Source organism: Portibacter lacus (assembly GCF_021533215.1).
Lineage (GTDB): Bacteria > Bacteroidota > Bacteroidia > Chitinophagales > Saprospiraceae > Portibacter > Portibacter lacus.
Window position 1 is genome coordinate 265,996 of sequence record NZ_JAJNKA010000005.1, and the last position, 21,477, is coordinate 287,472.

A 21,477-nucleotide genomic window follows, 5' to 3' on the forward strand; every position below is an offset into this window, starting at 1 on the left:
TTAGAGCATAATTTTTTTTATTCAAATCGATATTTATATTATAAACATTTAGTAGGTTTAGAGCAGTGATGTTATTAACACCTAAACCTATTTATTTATGAAATCGATTCTTCTCTTTATTGCTCTTTCATTATTTACACTGAACAAAGCATTTGCACAAGCTAACATAAAACCTAGTACCAATTTTATCCCAACGGATGGCCAGGGCTTTGACTCTATTGCACCTTCAGTATTGACTGTAGAACGTATACGGGAACCTTCTGGGATTTCTATAATCGACCTAAAACCTGAATTTGCCTGGGAAATATCATTAGATTCTAAATTTCAAACCGCTTATCAGATATTGCTTGCTTCTAGCTTAACCAACATCGAGAACAATATAGGTGACATGTGGGATAGCGAAAAAGTACTATCCAGCTCGTCCAATAATATAGAATATGAAGGCAAAGCACTGATGGTTGACAAAAGTTATTATTGGAAAGTTCGAATTTGGGATGAAATGAACCGCCCTGTGGATTATTCTAATCACCAAAAATTTACAACAGGAAAAAGCGAAAATACCATTACAAGTGCTAATAAGTTTATAAAGGAAAGAATTGCTCCTGTGGCAATAACACAACTCGAATCTTCGACATTGATTGACTTTGGAAAGGATGCTTTTGCGACGCTCGAATTCGATTATACTGCTAAAGAGAATGAAACTTTAGTCTTTCATCTTGGAGAGAAACTAGATGAAGGACATGTAGATCGAAATCCAGGTGGACATATTCGTTATCAAAAAATTGAAGTCCCTGTTAAAAAAGGAAACCATTCCTATCAGTTAGAAGTAGAAATGGACTTTCGGCATTCTAGGCCTATGGCAGTTAAGTTACCTGATTCGATTCCAGTATTGATGCCTTTCCGCTATGCTGAATTAGAAAAGACAAATTCAAAAATTAGAAAGGAAGACTTTTCACAACTTGCATTTTTTAACTATTGGGATAATAATAATTCTAGATTTACTAGCTCCGATGATATACTGAATCAAGTGTGGGATATCTGTAAGTATTCTATAAAAGCAACCTCTTTTGCTGGACTTTATGTAGATGGTGATAGAGAAAGAATTCCTTATGAAGCAGATGCATATTTGAATCAGTTGAGTCATTACACCACAGATAAAGAATATGCTATTGCCAGACAGACCATTGAATATTTTATGAAAAACCCTACATGGCCGACAGAATGGCAACAGCATGTAGCCTTAATGTTTTATGCAGATTATATGTACACTGGTAATCTAGAACTCGTAGAAAAATACTATGAGCCATTGAAATACAAGACTTTAATGGAGTTGAGGAGGGAAGATGGACTTGTGAGTTCCACTAATTCAAGTCCTGAATTTATGAAGAAATTAGGTTTTAAAGATCCGAAAACCAAAATGAAAGACATCGTAGATTGGCCACCTGCAGGCTGGGGAGGAAATCCTGAAGTGATGGGTGAGCGAGATGGTTTCGTTTTTATGCCTTATAGCACTGTGATTAATTGTCTTTACTATCAGAATATGGTCATTATGGCAGAATTTGCCAAAGGTCTAGGAAAAAGTGAAGAACAATTAGAATTTGAATACTTGGCAGCACAAGCAAAGCAATCTATTAATGAAAAACTTTTTGATAAAAAAAAGGGTAGATATGTAGATGGAGAAGGAACAGACCATGCTTCACTCCATGCTAATATGATGGCATTGGCATTTAATATAGTACCAGAAAAGTATATTCCAAGTGTTGTCGAGCATATTAAATCTAGGGGAATGGCTTGCAGCGTGTATGGTTCACAATATCTTATGGAAGCACTTTATAATGCTGGTGAAGCGGATTATGCCCTATCATTAATGACTGCAACACATGATAGGAGTTGGTATAATATGATAAAAGTAGGTTCAACCATTACCTTAGAGGCTTGGGACATGAAGTACAAATCAAATGGTGACTGGAACCATGCTTGGGGAGCAGCGCCAGCTAATATAATTCCTAGAGGACTATGGGGAATTCAACCAAAAACTCCTGGTTTCGGTATTGCATCGATTAAGCCTCAGATGAGTAAACTGACAGAAAGTAAGATCGAAGTACCAACTGTGAAAGGAAATATTAAGGGAGAATATGAATACGTAGATAATAAGCTACAAATCTATTCCATTGATATTCCAGCTGGAATGCTTGCTGAATTTGAAGTTCTCGATAGAATAGGAAAGGTGGTAACTCTTAATGGCGAAAAAGTCAGTCTTGCCTTTGGAGACGTGAGGCTTTTTCCAGGAAAAAATATTATCAAAATAGAGAGCAATAACTAATAAGAATTGCTTTAATAATATTTCAATATTCTTGTGAACTGGCTTAACCCAATAGATTTACGCTGTAAGAAACATTACTAACCTTGGCTAGGAAAGCAAAAATTTTAGGAAAGGAGTTATCCTTCTATGAAAAAAGATTAATTAAGCTATTTCCTGATTATTAAAACCTACCTAATCTTTCTAATGATCCTTCATTACCAGCGAATTCGCGATCATATCATGTAACGCTTGTTTTTTCTCAGTAAACGCTGCCATAATATAGCCTACATACATGATTGCTCCTGAAATCATTTTCCCAAAATATCTACCTGTTGCTCTTGCGAACGAAATACGATTTCCTTCCATATCCGTAACTACAATACCAACAGCTCTTTTTCCAAGTGTTGCCATTTTAGATGAAGATTCTTGAAGAGCGAAATATAACCAGCCAGCTACCATCATTGAGAAAATGAAAACTAAATACAAAAGCACACCCACAAGCATTGCTCCTTCTCCTATCTCTCCATCACTTAACATTGCACTTCCTCCTGCAGTTCCTATAAACAATCCTCCGAAAAGCATAGCCACTCCACTTCCACAGACTCCTAAAATTATTACATCTATAATAATCGCTAAAAAGCGTTGTCCAAATCCAGCATATTCATAATATTCTTCCTCGTGCATAATTTTTTATTTATTGTTTCAATTTCAGCTTTTAACACGATAAAAGCAAGAACAAGTTCATATTTCAGGCTCTTATCAGATGAAGAAGGTCACATTGTCTATGAATCCAATTCGAAACGTAGAGATCTTAGTAAATGTCTACGACTGATTTGCTAGTAATGAATAAGTTTTCCACCAGTTTTTAGCAAAATCATCTCTAAATACCGTTTTCCAGTTTTTATTTCGATTTTTTTCAATGTGAGCGTATAAATTTTTCTGTCTAGGACTCAAAAATTCACTAGCTGATTCTCCTTTGCCTAAAGCCGTATTTATCTTGAGCGATTGATAAGTCGTCATCGGTATGTATTGGTAGACCGTGTTAGCTAAATAGTACTTCGGTGTTTGATCACTTCGGTAAGATTTCGTAGGTTTTGATGGTTGGTGAGTTGCTGATTGTGCAATTTTCCTTTCTTGAACATCATCAGAATAGACGCCATCTGCACATTTTAGTTTATTTGCTCGCTCTACAATATCCTTATAATCGACTAAATCTGGATTATATTTGAATTTAACCACTTCTTTGCCATCCATAAATCCAGCTTCTGTTTCAGCAATTCCATCTATATCGCCTAGCACTTTTTCTCCTGTCCAGAAGCAATACATAGAAACATAGCTTTCCTTCAGACTTCCTTGATTCGTCCGCAGTTCTTCTTCGAAGAGATGAAGGTAGTCTGGGACAATTTTATTACTCTTTAATAGAGCGGCTATCATAGAATTCGTAACTCCTTGCTGACTATAATTGCTGTATAATCTACGGACTACATTCTCACCATTAGCATCTACAATCCTAACAACAGGGTTATTCCATGCAGGCTCATTATATTTCTCAAGTACTTTTTTATCCGCTCCACCTTTATTATTATAAATGGCAAGTGGAATAAACTCGTCCTCTATGGCTTCCACGATGAAAGGATGACTCAGCACATTCTGACCATAATTCTTGCAAGTAGAACAGCCTGGCACTTCTTGAAATAAAATAAAGACTGGCTTGTTCGTCTCTTTTGACTTTTGCAAAGCTTGATCATAATCACGCATCCAATGCACCTTGCCTAATTCTTCCGGATTTTTATCCGTAGATATTCCTGTAAAAGCTAGTAAAAAGGAAAATATATAAATCATAGCTTCTTATTTCTGATGAAGTTAAAGAATAATAACTCCAAATTTAAATGCTAATTTAATTAAGGAATAATAATTATAATGTTTGAGAGAATACATTACTCCTAAATATCATTATAGCGTCATACACATTTTCAAAACCAGTTTTTAGGGTATCAGAAAACTTCATCACCTTTCTTTTGTTAGATCTCCAATGTATATTCACTAAAAAAATAAGTCTGACATTGACAATTATACAAAAGCCATTTTGCTAATGTTATCTTCTACTTTGTATAATGAGAACTGCAGTCTATTTATTATATGGAAAACAGCGACCTAATTTTATTTGCGAAGACATGGTTTAAGGCAAACGAGTGGAAAGTTTATCCATTTCAAGAGCAGGCGTGGAATAAGTTTTTAGATAATTACTCTGGAATCATTAATGCACCGACAGGTAGTGGAAAAACATATTCTTTACTCATTCCAGTTTTATTAGAATACCTACAACGTAAAGAAATACAAAAAGAAGAAATTACTGGCTTACAATGTATATGGATTGCTCCTATTCGTGCATTGACCAAAGAAATAAAATTAGCGGCTGAAAGAGCTATCGATGGATTCGGAATGGACTGGCGTGTAGAAATTCGCTCAGGAGATACCTCCGCTAACGATAGAAAGAAACAATTCGAAGATCCTCCACAGATCTTAATTACTACTCCGGAAAGTCTTCACATTATACTTTGCAATAAGAATTATAAGCATCTTTTAAAAAATCTTAAAAGTATCGTCGTTGATGAATGGCATGAATTAATGGGTTCTAAGCGTGGAGTTCAGGTAGAATTAGCGTTGTCTAGGATTAAAAACATTACAACTAATCTGAGGTTATGGGGAATATCTGCCACAATTGCGAATCTTGATCAAGCCTTAGATGTGCTTCTAGGTGTCGATAAAATCAACGATAATCACATTATTATAAAGGCAAATGTTCAGAAGGAAATAGAAATCAAATCGCTCATTCCAGATAAAATGGATAATTTTCCCTGGGCTGGTCATCTAGGAATTAAAATGCTGGATCACATTCTGCCTATTATCTATGAACATACGACTACTTTAATATTTACCAATACTCGATCTCAATGCGAGATATGGTACCAGAAAATATTAGCGCAAGATCCAGAATTATCAGGATTAATAGCAATGCATCATGGTTCCATGAGCAGAGAACTAAGAGAATGGGTAGAAGAAAACTTGCACAAAGAAAAATTAAAAGCCGTAGTCTGTACCTCCAGCTTAGATCTCGGGGTCGACTTTAGACCTGTGGAAGCGATTATCCAAATCGGCAGTCCGAAAGGTGTAGCGCGTTTTCAACAAAGAGCTGGTCGAAGTGGGCATAGACCAGGAGAGAAAAGTAAAATTTTCTTCGCTCCTACTCATGCATTAGAACTAATGGAAGCAGCAGCCCTCCGATACTCCATCGAAAATAACATTGTAGAAGAAAGAATTCCATACATACGATCTTTCGATGTATTAATCCAATACTTAGTAACATTAGCGGTCTCGGGAGGATTCACCTCTGAAGAAATATTCAAAGAAGTGAAATCTACTTTCTGTTACCATAGTATTACAAAGAATGAATGGGACTGGATTCTTAATTTTTTAGTCAATGGTGGTTCTTCTTTGCAAGCTTATGATGAATATCAAAAACTTGGTATTATCAATGGTGTCTATAAAATACTCAATAAAAGAGTAGCTACGATCCATAAAATGTCCATTGGTACTATCGTGGGAAGTGTAAGTATAACTCTCAAATATGTCAGTGGTAAGAGAATAGGAACTGTAGAAGAATACTTTATCTCTCAGTTTAATCCAGGAGATCATTTTTGGTTTGCAGGAAGGCCATTGGAATTTGTGAGGTTAAAAGGTCTAGAAGCTCAAGTGAGAAAAAGTAAGAAGAAAACTGGAAAAATACCTTCTTGGCAAGGTGGCAGAATGTCGCTCTCATCTAATCTAGCTGAAGCGCTAAGAGATCAGTACGTTAAGTTGAAAACTGGAAACTATGACAAAGATGACCCTGAACTTAGTACACTTGCGGAATTATTTGCTAAGCAATCAGAAATTTCTCATGTTCCCGATAGGCATGAATTTTTAATAGAGTACTTCGAAACAGACGACGGATATCACTTGGTTTTCTTTCCGTTCGAAGGTCGATATGTTCATGAAGGTCTAGCTGCTCTTATTGCACGAAGATTATCATTCATTCTTCCCATTAGTTTCTCGATCGCCATGAATGATTACGGTTTCGAGTTGTTATCTGATCAAAAAATAGACGTAGAAAAATACATTGACAAATCTATATTTTCCACCCAGAACTTATTCGAAGATATTCAGGCAAGTATCAATGCTATAGAATTAGCACGGAGAAAATTCAGAGACATCGCTAAAATATCAGGGTTGTTATTCGAAGGTTTTCCTGGAAAGACTAAAAAGGAACGCCACTTACAAACAACTTCTCACTTACTCTTCGATGTTTTCAGAGAATATGAAGATGATAATCTACTGTTTCAGCAGACCTTCGAAGAAGTCAGAACGTTTCAGCTAGAAGAAGATAGAATGCGTAAGGCCCTTAAAAGAATTGAACATCAAAATCTAGTTTTCTCCTACCCTAATAGACCAACTCCATTTGCTTTTCCTATCATTGTTGACAGTTTAAGTCGGGATAAGTTGACTTCGGAAACGCTAGAAGATCGAATTAGGAAAATGACGATAGCACTAGAGAAATAGATAGGATGACTTTTTATACTGTTCGTAATGAACTCCAATATTGATAAAGTGAAGGACGATGGAGTGAATCGCTAGCTGATAGCTCAGAAATACAGATTATTATTCCATTTTGTTAGAATATAGCCATTATTGAGTTTCGGTAAGATTGGTTAGCTGCGATATCTATACTTACAAACATTAAAGTAAATTATACTATATAAATACTTGAACTAAAATATCATTAATTTTAACTTATTAACAAATAATATGTTGGTGTATGTGGATAACTCCAACTTAATAAACACTGGACCTAGTTACCAACAGAATTATATTATAAATAATTAATATATGTTTTTTTACTCTATACTTATCATCAGGTAAAATTGGATTACTGACATTGCTCACACAAAATTTTTACTCCTATTTAACTTATTCACAATTAACATTCATATTGTTAATTACTTTTGTGTCAATGTTTTAGAAAGCGTAAAGACGTTGAGTAAGGTGATCTAAATATTAGTAATCACTTATCAGTTAGAATAGAATATTTATTACTCACATACTAACACCCTTAATAGTAATGATAGATTAATAAATTTATATAGAATTATTATAATTAGGAAGAAAGGGAAATTCGAAGATTTTAAAAGAAAGTTAAAGCTTAAATTTGCTTCAGAATAAAAAGTTTTTGAGAATGCAAGTTTCGAAATGGGTTAAAGTTTGGTTGTACATTGGATTGATTATGCTGCTAGGTCAAATTGTAATCGGTGGGATAACGAGGTTGACTGAGTCCGGATTGTCCATCACGAAATGGGAAGTTGTTTCTGGAACACTTCCGCCAATGAATGAACTCGCTTGGGAGCAGGAATTTGATTTGTACAAGCAGACGCCCCAGTACGAGAAAATTAATGAAGGAATGTCACTTAAGGAATTCAAGTTCATTTATTTCTGGGAATACTTTCACCGACTGTGGGCCAGAACGATGGGATTCGTTTTTCTTATCCCTTTTCTATTCTTTGTTTCACGTAAAATGCTTCCTAAGCCATTGATTAGACGATTGGGACTAGTCGTCTTCTTAGCAGCTCTTGCTGCGAGTTTCGGATGGATTATGGTGGCTAGTGGGCTTATCGAAAGACCATGGGTGAATGCATATAAGTTGACAGTTCACTTAGCAATAGGTATTTCTGTATTCATTGCTTTGTATTGGGCAATTCTCCACGTAGAAATTCCGAAGATGCGGATTATTGATAAGAAGACTAAATCAACGGCAAGAGTGTTAATAACTCTGTTAATAATACAGATACTTTTAGGTGGATTAATGAGTGGTATGAAAGCTGGATTGTTCTATCCTACTTGGCCTGACATGAACGGTGAGATTATTCCACAAGTACTTTTCAACACTTCACATTGGAATGTGGAAAGTATCATTAATTATGATACGAATCCCTTTATGAGTGCGCTAGTTCAGGTACTTCATCGAACGATGGCCTATGTTAGTTATGCATATGGATTATTTTTCGGAATAAAGTTATTGAGGAGGAATTTGGGAGCATATTCAAGCGTACCTACCACAATTTTTCTGCTGCTTCTACATACACAAGTTGCTCTTGGTATTATTACTTTGTTAATGAGTAAGGGGAGTATTCCAGTTTTGTATGGTGTATTGCACCAGGGATTTGGCATTCTACTTCTTGCGAGTTCTGTGTATTTTCTATTTATGTTTAGGAAAAGAGCGTAGCATATATTACACACGGATATACGTAGACCTACTTATTTACTTTGAGATTGTTTTTTCTTAATTTATTGTTTAGAATGTTTAAAGCTAATTTTTTAATCAATAATTATATGAAAATAATACTTTATGTAATTCTTACAGTAGTCATTGCGTCTACAGAAGTAAAAGCTCAAAATTCATGTCCAAGTATTTGTAATAATTCCTATATTTTTTACAATTACGGTATTTTTTACAATTACGATTCTTATTTGAATCAAGGTACTTTTTACAATCACAATACTTTTCACAATTACGGCTCTTTTAACAATGAAGGTACTTATTTGAATTATCGTACTTTTAACAATGAAAGTACTTTTAACAATGAAGCTGATTTTTACAATGAAGCTGATTTTCACAATCAAGGTACTTTTTACAATGACTACCCTTTTAACAATTACGGTACTTTTAAGAATGAAGGTACTTTTAACAATGACTATACTTTTTACAATCACGGCTCTTTTGAAAACATAGATACCATAACTGATTTAGGAGACTTTGTAGGTTTTGGTGAATTTATTAATAGGGGTTTATTGAGTCCTGGAAATTCGCCAGGAATTATTAATATCGATGGTTCCCTAACTTTTTCAAGTCCTCAATCTACAGATTTTCCTAAGTATTTAGCAGAGCTTTCAACTAACTCGAATGATGTGATCAATGTAGGTGGAGCGGTAACATTCTCAGGAGAATTAGAAGTACTACTGATAGATGGCAAGGTGCCATTAATGGGAGAATCATTCACATTAATGAGTTACAGCAGTAGAACCGGAACCTTCACAAATGTAAACTTACCTGCAGGCTATGATTGGAGCCTGGATTATGGAAGCTCAGAATTGACCTTAACTATGAATACCCTATTACCTGTAGAATTGTTTAGTTTCGAAGGAAAGGCAATAGGTGATGATATCCACCTAAATTGGATAACCAGTATAGAAGCAAACAACGATTACTTCTCAATAGAGAGGAGTGGAGATGGGAATGAGTTTGTAACAATAGGAAGGGTGGAAGGAAGAGGTACAACGAACAAGGAAGTGATCTATGATTTCATAGATAGGAGTTCGATATCAGGAGAAAATTACTATCGATTGAAACAAGTGGATAATAATGGAGACTATGACTATAGTAAGATCATCAGTGTTAATAAAGCAGGGAGTCGTATTATATGGTATGAAAATCCAGTGTTAGATGGAATGTTAAATATTCATTTGGATGCTGAATTATCCGATGAGCTTAATTATATATTATATGATATGGCTGGAAATATTATTAAGCAAGAGAAACTTTCCAATTGGCAAAGTGAGATAAACGTAAGAGATCTAAAAGGTATATTCTTATTAAGATTGGAATCACCAAAGACAAACATAATTCAAAAGGTAATTATAAGTAAATAATGCATTAAATTTAGCAATTATTACCCTTTTACTTTGTGTCCATTCATTGGGTTTATGAATCGTTCATTTGTGAATTTTTGTCTATTATCTATTTATGTTTAGTAGAAGTCAAAATCAAAATATTAACAGTCCTTTTTCCTATTTTACGTAGCTCTACGTATTTTCTTTAGGTTCGAATCAACTTAACTTACAGATGTTATTTAATTATACTCTGCTTATAGAAGAAACTATATTTTATAAATATATAAATGACGCTATGAAAATAAACTTACCAAAATTCCTCTATGGGAGCATGAAACTTATCTGTTTCACAGTATGCTTATTCTTCAATTCAATAATTCTAACTGCTCAACAGGAATGTAATTTATATTGTACATGCAATGGGAATTGTACTATTTCTGGTACTTATAATAATAATGCGACTTTTGTAAATCAAGGTATTTTGGAAATTAGGGGTGTTTTTAATAATTACGATTATTTTGAAAATACCAATAATTTAAATAATAGAGGTTCTTTTCAAAATGATGGATTATTTGACAACAACAATTATTCGCTAAATATTGGCACCTTTAATAATTTGGGTACTTTTAATAATTCAGATATATTTGAGAATACAACTATTTTTGTAAATCATGGTATAATAGAAAATACTGGAAGTTTCACAGGTGGTGGATCAATTTATAATTACAGAACTTTGAGTATTAGCAACTCTCCTGATACATTAGATTTAGGTGATAATGCACTAGTTTTTTATATGAATGAGCCAGAAGTTATTCCTAAATATATAAGCAAAATAGGATCAAGTATTAATGATCTTATTTCTACATCTGGATCCGTAACTTTCTTAGGAGAACTCGAGGTTCTTTTAAACGATGGAAAGATTCCGTCTGAAGGGGAAGAATTCACAATTATGACTTATGGTAGTAGAAGTGGTACTTTTGATACGGTTATATTACCTTCAGGTTATAACTGGTCTTTAGATTATGGAGAAACTGAGCTGACGTTAACTATGAATTCTTTAGTACCAGTAGATCTTTTACTATTTAGTGGGGATTCAAAAATTAATGGAGTCCAATTGAATTGGATAAGTAGTTCAGAAATTAACAATGATTACTTTGAAGTAGAGAGAAGTGTGGATGGTGTAAATTTTGAAACTATTGGCAAAGTAGATGGGAATGGATCATCTTCAATGGAACATTCTTATTCCTTCACGGATAGATCATCGTTAATGGTTAGTAACTATTATCGATTACGTCAAGTAGATTATGATGGAAGTTTTAGTTACTCTAAAATCATATCTGTAGATAGAAGGAATACTGATTTTGCTTATCAGATTGGTTCTAATCCTATACATAATGATGTTTTAGATATCAAGTTTTTTGAGAGAAATGATGATGGTATTATATTAAGTTTGAGTGATATTAATGGAAGAATTCTTTTTAGTAAGTCTATTCATAATAAGGTTGAAAATATCCAATTAGATAATTATGATTGTGGTATTTATCTATTAATTATTAATAATAAAAGAAGAAGATATGTGGAACGTATTGTGATTCCTTGAAACTGAATTTAGTATTCTAATATCGGTATTATTTATTCTTTACATAGATTCTTACATAATCTATTTCATAAGTTCTTGGGAATTCAGTTTTTGATAGTTGTTCTTTATCTGGATGAGGGTTGCCTCCTATTGCTAGATTAATCCACATATTACATTTATTATCTTTAAATGGGTATTTAATTTTAGAAGTATCTAAATTTTTAGTGTCGTTTTCTATTCTAGTCATAAATACATCATCAAGATAAATCGTAAGATATTTTCCATCTCCTATTAGTTTCCAAGTATGGTATTTGTTCAACCAATCTTTATCAGTTTTAAAACCAATTGCTTTGCCGTTAATAATATTTTCCAATTTTGAGTTGGCTGCGTTTTCAGCTTTATTCCCTTTCCATTTGGTACCATTATTATCTTTGTAAGCAAAATTTGCCAACATATAACCATTATAATATTCTAGTATATCTATTTCACCTGCATGTGGCCAAGGTCCATCACCAGTTGTCCAGAATGCAGGCCATATTCCGTAGTCTTCTACCCCGCCTGTTTCTATGGGTAATTTGGCCCTCATTTCCATTAATATGAAATCGTATTTCTCGTGGTATTGTTTTTTCGTTATGAAACTGGATGAGGTGTATTCTGCATATTCTCTCTTTTTCCTCCAGTCATTACTATTAGCATCATATAGTTCATTCTTAATCATTTCTCTTTTAGCAATAATTTTAAGTGTTCCATTACTGCAGTAAGAATTTTCAGATTGATAGTATTGTTCTTCATTGTTTCTTCTGAATCCTGTTTCTGAATCCCAGTATTCATTTTTCATTTCACCTTCATGATTAAACTCATCGTTGAATACAAGATGATAGCCGTTTATTTCTGATGGTGGAATTCCATTATAAGGTTCAAAGGGATTTATATTGAATTCTTGATTATCTTCTAATTGAATTTTACTGGTAGTTGAATGGGTGCAATTATAATGACTTCCTATTATTAAAATAATAAGAATAAGGTGTGCATTTTGTTTCATCATGGTATTCTTATAATTATTTATTATTACTCTACTAAAAATTCTTCATCTACTATAGCTTGAATTTTTACATCTGTAACTCCTGCTGTAAGATATTCAAGCGTATCAGCTGCTCTTCTTGTTAAATCAATTATTCTATCATTAACGAAGGGTCCTCGATCATTTATAGTAACTTTTATACTTTTTCCGGTTTGGATATTTGTTACTAAAACTTCTGTTCCAAAGGGTAATGTAGGATGTGCTGCTGTTAAACTATCTTGAGAGAATATTTCACCACTTGCTGTTGATTTCCCTATAAATAGATTAGCGTAATATGAAGCACGGCCTTCTTGTTCGAAGTTGTAAGGCTCTGTGCAATTGGAAAAGCTTAGAAGAAATAGAGATAGTATTATAAAGAAATGTTTGGTCAACATGTTAGTTTTTATTCGTTCAATAAATATAATAATTTATTAAATATATGAAAATATGAATATTTGTTCCACGTGGAACAAACTAGATTGCAAATGACAGATAACTGCTAAAAATATGTTATTGTTTATATCACCTATTGATACCTGTTCTTACATAGCTTATTTTTGTAGTACTAATGTTAATGAAACTTGGAATTTAATATTAACCTAATAAATTCCAATAATGAAAACCCTTATTACTTTAATACTTCTATTTGGCCTTTTATCATTTAAGCCTGTAAGTAAAGGTCATATTAATATCCATAAAGAAGAAGGTTTAGCTTCGTACTATTCTGATTATTATCAAGGAAAATTAACAGCTAATGGTGATACTTTTGATCAGCAAAAATTAACAGCTGCTCACAAATCTCTTCCCTTTGGTACAGTTGTTCAAGTTATCAATAAAAATAATCAAAAAGCAGTTCAAGTAACTATTAATGATCGTGGCCCATTTATAGAAGGTAGAATTATTGATCTCAGTTATTTAGCTGCAGAACAAATTGATATGATAGAGAAAGGAATAGTTGAAGTTTTAGTTAAGCAGGTCGTTCCATAGTATTAAGCTATTTAAACTATCGAAAATCAAAATTTAGAATTTTCTATGTAACTTTAATTACATCTAATAGTACATAATGATTCGGAAATTTATTAGTTTTCTGTCTCTTCGAAAGTTGATTTAAACCACTTCTTGAATTTTTCATACTTGTTAGGAAGTGGATAAAAGTGTTCTTGTTTTTCAGAAAGGATGCTTAATCTCTCTGGTATTTCTATTTCTTGATTGAGAGTTTCTTCTACAGTTTCTTTAAACTTACTTGGATGTGCAGTTTCTAAAAATATAATAGGTTCTTCGTATCCAGTTTCATATTTATACTCCATGGCTGCAAGGTATCCTATGGCTCCATGAGGATCTAGTAAATAACCATAATCTTTATAAACTTCTAGTATGGTTTCCTTAGTTTGCTCATCAGAATAGGCATAACCTTTGAGTTTATCTTTGATAGTGTTCCACGTGGAACCATATAAATCTGAAAGGCGTGGAAAGTTAGATGGATCGCCGACATCCATAGCATTGCTTATTGTTGCAGTGGCTGGTCTTGGTCTATATTCTCCTGTTGCAATATATTCTGGAACAACATCATTTGCATTTGTAGCTGCAATAAAATGTTTAACTGGAAGTCCCATTTTCTGTCCTAAAATCCCTGCTGTTATGTTACCAAAATTTCCAGATGGGACTACAAAACTCACATTTTCATTATAATCAACTTGCTTTAATGCATTGAAATAATAAAAAGATTGTGGAATAAGTCTTGAAATATTAATAGAGTTGGCTGATGATAGATCATAATTTTCACTCATTTCCTCATCTAGGAAAGCCTTTTTTACAATGGCTTGGCAATCATCGAAAGTACCATCGATTTCAACTGCTGTTATATTTTCACCGAGTGTGGTTAATTGCTTTTGTTGGAGTGGACTAACCTTCCCTTTAGGAAAAAGAATTACTATTTCTATGCCATCTACTTTATAAAAGCCTGAAGCTACTGCCCCACCCGTGTCGCCAGATGTTGCAACTAATATGTATAATTTCTTTCCTTTTTTCTTAAAATACTTCATCACCCTGGACATAAACCGAGCTCCGAAATCTTTAAATGCAAGTGTAGGACCATGGAATAATTCAAGCGAATAAATATTGTCATGAATATGTACCACTTCTGCTGGAAAGTTAATAGCATCATAAACGATTTCTTTTAATATATCGGCAGGAATAGAATCACCGATAATCGTCTTAGCTATTTCATAGGACATTTCTTGGAAAGACATCTTCCTAATGTTCTTAATAAAATCATCTCCTAATTTCGGAATTTCTGTGGGCATATAAAGGCCATTGTCTTTTGGTAAAGCATTTAAAATCGCTTGCCCAAAATCAACTCTTAAATCCGGATTTTTCGTGCTATATAATTGCATACTTGATTTTATTTTGAAACTAAAAGTATAGGTAATTATGAATTAACATAAAATTGCGCCTTCATTATTTATGCGGGACTTGTAAATTGTGCATGAAATCTTTTGATCTAATAATACCTTTTCCATTTGAATGGCTACATTCTCGGCAATAATAGTGCTGTCACACAGTGCAAAAATAGAAGGTCCTGCTCCAGATATACTACATCCTAATGCACCATTAGTCAATGCTGCATTCTTTATATCATAGAAGTGTGGAATTAGATGTGCTCTTTGAGGTTCTATGATGATATCTTCCAGAGAATTTTTAATCAATTCAAAATTAGAGTTTTGCATTCCAAGCATCAGACCAGCAAGATTTGCTGACTGTTTTATATGATCTGCTAATGATACTTCTGTTTTTAAAATACCTCTAGAATCCTTAGTGAGAATTTCTATGTGTGGATGTATAACCACTACGTATAAACCATCAGGAATATAAACTTTATGAAAGTCTAAAGTCTGTGTATCTCTAATAAGGACCATACCACCTAAAAGAGATGGAGCTACATTGTCAGCATGATATGCACCATCTGCTATCTGCTCACCTAGCACTGCGAAAGGAAGTAATTCTTGTTTAGTCAATGGTTTATTCAGCACTTCATTCACAGCCATTGCGCCAGCAACTGCACTTGCTGCACTCGATCCTAATCCAGAACCAAAAGGCATTTTCTTGTGAATCTCCATTTCTAATCCACCATCGTATTCCAGATGTTCAAGGACTTTTAAAGCTGCAAAACCAGCAGTATTCTTTAAAGGATCGTAAGGTAATTTTCCGCCTGTTATCTTAGTTATTCTTAAGCCTTTCTTATCAACTTTTGTTATTACGATTTCATCTCCAGGTTCTTCTAGAGCAAAACCTAAAACATCGTATCCACATGCCACATTCGCTACTGATGCGGGTGCAAATACTTTTATACCTACTGCCATTTATTTCTATGCTTATTATGAAAAACTATTACTTATTCCTATGATCTCTGCGAAAATACCGGCGGCAGTAACATCTGCTCCTGCTCCAGGTCCTCTAACCACCAAAGGCAATTCTTTATATCTCTCCGTTGTAAATATGATCATGTTGTCTGTTCCTTTCAATCCATAAAATGGATGATCGGAATCAACAGATTCTAATTTTATAGTCGTCTTGCCTTTTTCGTATCTAGCAATCATTCTTAGTTTCTGATCAGCTTCTTCAGACTTTGTAATTAGGTCGCGAAAATAATCATTTTTCTTTTCCAATTCACTGTAAAAGTCTTCTACCGTTTTAGCATCCCTGCAAGATTTAGGTAAAAGGTAGTCCACTTTCACATCTTTCATCTCTAGTGAAGCACCACTTTCTCTTGCTAGAATTGTAATTTTTCTCTTGATATCTCCCCCATTTAAATCCTCTCTTGGATCAGGTTCAGTATAGCCAAGTTCTTGTGCTTTTTTGACAATCGCTGAAAACTTGTCCTTTGCTGTGAAGGAATTAAATATATATGATAGTGATCCAGAAAGAACACCTTCTATTTTGTTTATTTTATCACCACTATTGATTAGATCCTTAAGTGTATTTAGCACAGGAAGTCCAGCTCCAACATTGGTTTCATATTTAAAACTTACACCTCTTCTTTTAGCTAGTTCCTTAAGTTTCTCGTAATACTTGAAAGAAGATGATGCAGCTATTTTATTAGGAGTAGAAATTGAGATACTATTATTTAATATGAATTCATACTTATCTGCTATGATAGAGCTAGCGGTGTTATCTATAAAAACTGAATTTCTAAGATTGAGATTTACCATTGCCTTAGAGAAATCATCCATACTGAATTGCTCTCCTTTCTTTAAATCAGATTTCCATTTATCTAAGTCAATTCCATTTTCATTAATTAAGAAAGTCCTGCTATTCGCAATTCCTACTACCTTAATATCAAGTGCTCGGTCATCTATCAGTATCTGACGTTGCTTGTTAATCTGATCCAGTAATGTAGAACCTATTAGACCCACACCTACCATAAAGATATGTAGAGACTTTGTTTCTGATAAGAAGAAGGACTCATGAAGAGCATTCAAAGCTTTTTTCTCGTCATTCATTTTGATAACTACAGAGATATTCAATTCAGAAGATCCTTGTGCAATCGCTATAACGTTAATCCCATTTTGACCTAAAGATTTAAATAATCTTCCAGCTATTCCTGGAGTTTCTCTCATATGTTCCCCAATAATAGCGATAACAGAGAGATCTTCTTCTCTTTTAACTTTATCTACAGATCCACTTCTGATCTCGTGTTCGAATTCTTTCTCTATTACATTTACTGCCTTTTTAACTTCTTTGGGCTGGATAGCAAAGCTGATAGAATGTTCAGAGGATCCTTGTGTTATTAATATGATATTAATGGATTCTCTAGCCAAACTGGAAAATAGCCTACCTGCAGTTCCTGGTACCCCGAACATACCTGTTCCTTGTAAGGAAAGCAAGGCGATATTAGAGATCGATGAAATTCCTTTCACCGGTTTATTATTCTTATCCTTTTTATTACTGATTAATGAACCGTCATGTGAAGGATTAAAAGTATTTTTAATGTAAACAGGGATCTTAGCTTTTAGAGCTGGTTGTATGGTCGGTGGATAGATCACTTTAGCACCGAAATGCGACATTTCCATTGCTTCTTCATAGGTAACAATAGGAATGGTAAATGCTTCAGGTACCTTTCTTGGATCAGCGGTCAGAATTCCATCTACATCCGTCCATATTTCTATACACTTTGTTTTCAACGCTGCACCAAGTATAGCAGCAGTGTAATCCGATCCTCCCCTACCTAGTGTTGTTGTTAACCCGCCGGTATGAGAAGCGATGAAACCAGTAACGACTTGTACATTATCATTTTTGTCGTAATGTTCTTTTATCGACTTATTGGTTTCTTTAAATTTTACTGCGGCTGATCCGAAGTTTTTATCTGTTTTGATAATTTTTCGTGCATCCAAGTAATCAGCTTCTACTCCTCTTTGGGTTAAAGCATTAGCAATGATATATGCCGAATTTCTTTCACCGAAAGACAAAACATAATCCATTGTTCTAGGAGTCGCTTCGAGTAGAAGTTTGATTCCTTCTAGTATATTCTGGAGTTCTAAGAAGTTACCTTCTAGTCCTTTGATTACCTTCTTTTGGATTGTTTTATTCAGAAGAGCTTTAGCCACTTCAATGTGTCTCTCTTTAAATGTCGCGAAATCTTTTAAATAATCTGAATTACCTTCCGCAGCAGATTCACTCATAGAAATTAACATATCGGTCACTCCTCCTAAAGCAGAAAAAACGACTGTATATTTTTCTTTTTGATTTTTTAAAATGTCAATGACTAGTTTTATTCGATCTGCATCTTTGACTGAAGAACCTCCAAACTTTAATACTTTCATTATCTATTATTTAAAAACTTTTTACTGAGTGCGTTTATTTTTTCTGTTTCAATCAAGAAACCATCATGTCCATATTCAGAATCTATAAATTCTAATTCTGAATTAGGAATATGGTCGCCTAAAAACTTTTGTTCTTCTTTCGGATAGAGTATATCAGAATTTATACCAATAATTAAAGAGTGACTCTTAATTTTCGTTAAAGCATTAATTACACTCCCTCTTCCCCTTCCAATATTGTGTGTATCAAGAGAATTGAGCAAAAAGTAGTATGAGAATGCATTGAACCTATTAATTAATTTTTTTCCTTGATATCTAATGTAACTATCTGATTTATAATTATTTATAGAATTAATATTATCTATTTGTGCCTGATTAAAGCTCTCATACGTGCGATAAAAAAGCATACCAACACCTCTGGCCGCTTCTAGGCCATGAATTCCGGCATCATCTTGATCGTTTTTCCAAGTTGGATCTGTTTCGATCGCCATTTTATGAACAGTGTGAATTGCTTTTCCCCAAGATGACTCATATGCACTTGTTGCTATTAAAATTGAATTTTTAAAATCATCCGGAAATAAGACATTCCATTCTAATAAAACACTGCCTCCCATCGAACCACCAATTCCTAAATTTATCGTTTCGATCCCAAGATGAGATTTCAGGAGATTAAAACATTTCACAATATCCTGAAGAGTAAGTTGTGGAAAATCGTGGTAATATTTTTTTCCTGTCTCTGGATTTATACTTAAAGGACCAACAGATCCATAACAAGATCCTGGCATATTAGCACAAATGATGAAATCTTTTTCTGGATCCAATATCTTATCAGGACCAAAAAGTCCGGACCACCAAGTTGCCGCATCAGAATTAGCAGTTAATGCGTGAAATACCCATTTCGCATTCGAAGCATCTTCATTTAATTTTCCATAAGTGTGATAGGCAATTTCGAAAGGGAAATTGCGTCCTTCAACTTCTAGTTTTATTCCTATTCTATTAGAGTATATTTCCATAAAATCTACACATCGCTTTAATTGAAAAGCAGCTATCAGGAATTCTTAAAGATTAGAAATGGAAAAACAAATGAGTTTTTTCATACTTATCTAACTTAGATATAATCATAAGCTAGGAATTAGCACCTTAATAAAGATCAGGTTGCTAAGGTTTCATTGGGCCTATTCCCTCCACCTTTCTTGATAAGTACTTTTCAAAGAACATTAAATTTCTAGTTCAATTACACAAATCAAAGAATAATAAATTAGAATGTGAAGTTTTTTAGTATAAATATGATTTTATTAAGATATATATGATAAAATTATGAATTTCATATTCTTATAAAGTAGAATATTTACTATTCATAATTTAAAATTTGACCATCTTTTACCAATTTTTCCTTTAACTCTGAATAGGTAACGTCTTGGACGTCAATCTGATGATCTATAGCAATGCTAGCGGCAGTAGCAGCGGATTGAGCAAGGATCATAAAAACAGGCTCCATTCGTATGGAACCAAAAGCTATATGAGATGCAGACAAGCAAACCGGAACAATTAAATTAGTAACTTCTTCTTTTTTAGGTACAATGGCTTTGTAACTAATAGGATAAGGAGAAAACCCACCTACTTCTACATCACCTTCATTTTTCACGTGGCCATTTTTGTTCACATACCTTTGCATATGATGTGAATCCATGGTATAAGCACCCATGCCGATGGATTGGTCTGCAGTTATCGATTCTTGAGTACAATGATGTTCCGTCATGACGAAATCGCTGACCATTCTTCGTGCCTCCCTGATGTACAATTGAGGCGTCCAATTGCCATTTTCATCGTATTCATCTTTAGGAAGTCCCCATTGTGAAAACTTGTCTCTAATTTTTTGTGGTATTCTCGGATGGTATGAGAGTGTCCATAGTAGTCCTTTCTGATATACTTCATGATCATTAATGATTTTCTCACGCTCTGCATAGGTGCCATCTGGATAGTCGAAGTTTTTTCCGATGTAATCAGTTGAAAATGGACCTTTGTTGTTGGCGTCAGTTTTGTGATTAGGCATCATACTCATGATAAAGAATGGACCATTATATCCTGCTTCTATCGCTCTGAATAGTAATTCATATTCGCTTTCATTATAAGTTGTAGGCTTTTCTGTTTTGATTCTATTTTCAGGCACGTTAGTGATACACATTCTAAAGCAGAAGCCTTGAACCATATTATCACCTGTTCCATCCTCTGCTATACTTGCATTGACATTCGGAAGTAGTCCACTACTAGGATCATCTTCGATAATATATGGACTTACGCCATCTGGAAATTGATGATATATGGCATGTTTTACTTGAACACCATTCAGGGTTTCGTTATAGACATTATTTGCTTCCCTTCCTATAGTATAGGATACTTTACTTCCTGCCATTAGGTCTCCTTCATAAGTTGCATCGATAAAAACTTTCGCTTGATAAGATTTACCTGATTCCATATGAATGGATGTGATTTTACCATTTTTAGAGGTAACGCCGTCCGTTAATTTCAGTCGTTCATTCTTAATAATCTCTAGCTTATTTTCTTTAATCCAATCTTCGAAAACTTCCATTGCGATACTTGGTTCGAAGGTCCATTGGGAATTAATATTCTTATCTTTTTCTTCTGAGATATAGTCTGAGCGATCCTGGTATTTCCAATTCTTGGGATCTTGATATTTCTGGTATATCTCTTCATAGAAAGATCTTGATATCCCTCCTATTACTTGTTTATTTCCAATATCTGTCGCACCTAATCCTCCTGTAGTTAGACCTCCGATATGACTTGATGGCTCTATTACCAAAACTGTCTTGCCCATTCTGGTAGCTTGTACTGCTGCTACAATTCCAGCCGATGTTCCACCGTAAACAATGATATCATAGTCTTTATTTGTAGGTAGAGTATCAGAAAAAAATAAAAGGACGGGTATTAGAATAGTTATACAATACTTATAGATCATGTTAGATTGGTGTTAATTGTGAATGTACAGTCAGCTTCTGAA

At 33.9% G+C, this 21,477-nt stretch carries 15 protein-coding genes and 1 riboswitch; of the genes, 6 read left to right on the plus strand and 9 right to left on the minus strand.

Annotation, left to right across the window (positions count from 1 at the left end; all coding sequences use genetic code 11):
• The first annotated feature begins 97 nt into the window (after positions 1–97).
• Positions 98–2,323: an alpha-L-rhamnosidase-related protein gene (locus tag L2586_RS10500; protein WP_235292846.1), complete on the plus strand. Its 2,226-nt coding sequence runs from the start codon at positions 98–100 to the stop codon at positions 2,321–2,323.
• Between the two features lie 180 nt (positions 2,324–2,503).
• On the opposite strand, the gene L2586_RS10505 is transcribed toward L2586_RS10500, so the two are convergent.
• Together L2586_RS10505 and L2586_RS10510 are read right to left on the minus strand one after the other, a co-directional pair.
• Positions 2,504–2,986 carry an RDD family protein gene (locus L2586_RS10505; protein WP_235292847.1) on the minus strand — a complete coding sequence of 161 codons (483 nt, stop codon included), beginning with the start codon at positions 2,984–2,986 and terminating at the stop codon, positions 2,504–2,506.
• A 138-nt stretch (positions 2,987–3,124) separates the two neighbouring features.
• Positions 3,125–4,144, minus strand: coding sequence for a VPGUxxT family thioredoxin-like (seleno)protein, type 2 (locus tag L2586_RS10510; RefSeq protein WP_235292848.1), 1,020 nt, complete (start codon positions 4,142–4,144; stop codon positions 3,125–3,127).
• 297 nt (positions 4,145–4,441) lie between these two features.
• On the opposite strand from L2586_RS10510, the gene L2586_RS10515 reads away from it, so the two are divergent.
• The 4 genes from L2586_RS10515 to L2586_RS10530 all read left to right on the plus strand — a co-directional run bounded on the left by L2586_RS10515 (position 4,442) and on the right by L2586_RS10530 (position 11,603).
• Entirely contained in the window at positions 4,442–6,901 is a 2,460-nt protein-coding gene (locus L2586_RS10515) for a ligase-associated DNA damage response DEXH box helicase (RefSeq protein WP_235292849.1), read from the plus strand.
• 673 nt (positions 6,902–7,574) lie between these two features.
• On the plus strand, positions 7,575–8,618 hold the full coding sequence (locus L2586_RS10520; protein ID WP_235292850.1) for a COX15/CtaA family protein: 1,044 nt from the start codon (positions 7,575–7,577) through the stop codon (positions 8,616–8,618).
• 107 nt (positions 8,619–8,725) lie between these two features.
• The gene (locus L2586_RS10525) at positions 8,726–10,042 is read left to right on the plus strand and encodes a T9SS type A sorting domain-containing protein (RefSeq protein WP_235292851.1); all 1,317 of its coding nucleotides are present in this window, start codon (positions 8,726–8,728) and stop codon (positions 10,040–10,042) included.
• 292 nt (positions 10,043–10,334) lie between these two features.
• Positions 10,335–11,603 (plus strand): T9SS type A sorting domain-containing protein, encoded by a 1,269-nt coding sequence (locus tag L2586_RS10530; RefSeq protein ID WP_235292852.1) that lies wholly within the window; start codon positions 10,335–10,337, stop codon positions 11,601–11,603.
• Between the two features lie 28 nt (positions 11,604–11,631).
• Here L2586_RS10530 and L2586_RS10535 read toward each other — a convergent pair whose 3' ends face one another.
• Positions 11,632–12,627, minus strand: coding sequence for a glycoside hydrolase family 16 protein (locus L2586_RS10535; RefSeq protein WP_235292853.1), 996 nt, complete (start codon positions 12,625–12,627; stop codon positions 11,632–11,634).
• 23 nt (positions 12,628–12,650) lie between these two features.
• Positions 12,651–13,037, minus strand: a complete 387-nt coding sequence (locus tag L2586_RS10540) for a septal ring lytic transglycosylase RlpA family protein (protein WP_235292854.1) — start codon at positions 13,035–13,037, stop codon at positions 12,651–12,653.
• Positions 13,038–13,257: 220 nt separating this feature from the next.
• On the opposite strand from L2586_RS10540, the gene L2586_RS10545 reads away from it, so the two are divergent.
• A complete protein-coding gene (locus L2586_RS10545) occupies positions 13,258–13,629 on the plus strand; it encodes a septal ring lytic transglycosylase RlpA family protein (protein ID WP_235292855.1) in 372 nt (123 codons plus the stop codon).
• 92 nt (positions 13,630–13,721) lie between these two features.
• Here the strand turns inward: L2586_RS10545 and thrC are convergent, their stop codons facing one another.
• From thrC to L2586_RS10570, 5 genes are all read right to left on the minus strand, one after another.
• Positions 13,722–15,035, minus strand: a complete 1,314-nt coding sequence (gene thrC, locus L2586_RS10550; protein WP_235292856.1) for a threonine synthase — start codon at positions 15,033–15,035, stop codon at positions 13,722–13,724.
• Positions 15,036–15,077: 42 nt separating this feature from the next.
• Positions 15,078–16,001 (minus strand): homoserine kinase, encoded by a 924-nt coding sequence (locus L2586_RS10555; protein WP_235292857.1) that lies wholly within the window; start codon positions 15,999–16,001, stop codon positions 15,078–15,080.
• A 15-nt stretch (positions 16,002–16,016) separates the two neighbouring features.
• Positions 16,017–18,461: a bifunctional aspartate kinase/homoserine dehydrogenase I gene (thrA, locus tag L2586_RS10560; RefSeq protein ID WP_235292858.1), complete on the minus strand. Its 2,445-nt coding sequence runs from the start codon at positions 18,459–18,461 to the stop codon at positions 16,017–16,019.
• Positions 18,461–19,471 (minus strand): homoserine O-acetyltransferase family protein, encoded by a 1,011-nt coding sequence (locus L2586_RS10565; RefSeq protein ID WP_235292859.1) that lies wholly within the window; start codon positions 19,469–19,471, stop codon positions 18,461–18,463. The genes thrA and L2586_RS10565 overlap by 1 nt, the downstream gene beginning before the upstream one ends.
• 83 nt (positions 19,472–19,554) lie before the next feature.
• Positions 19,555–19,661, minus strand: a riboswitch (SAM riboswitch).
• 148 nt (positions 19,662–19,809) lie between these two features.
• Positions 19,810–21,435 carry an FAD-dependent oxidoreductase gene (locus tag L2586_RS10570; protein WP_235292860.1) on the minus strand — a complete coding sequence of 542 codons (1,626 nt, stop codon included), beginning with the start codon at positions 21,433–21,435 and terminating at the stop codon, positions 19,810–19,812.
• Between the last annotated feature and the right edge of the window lie 42 nt (positions 21,436–21,477).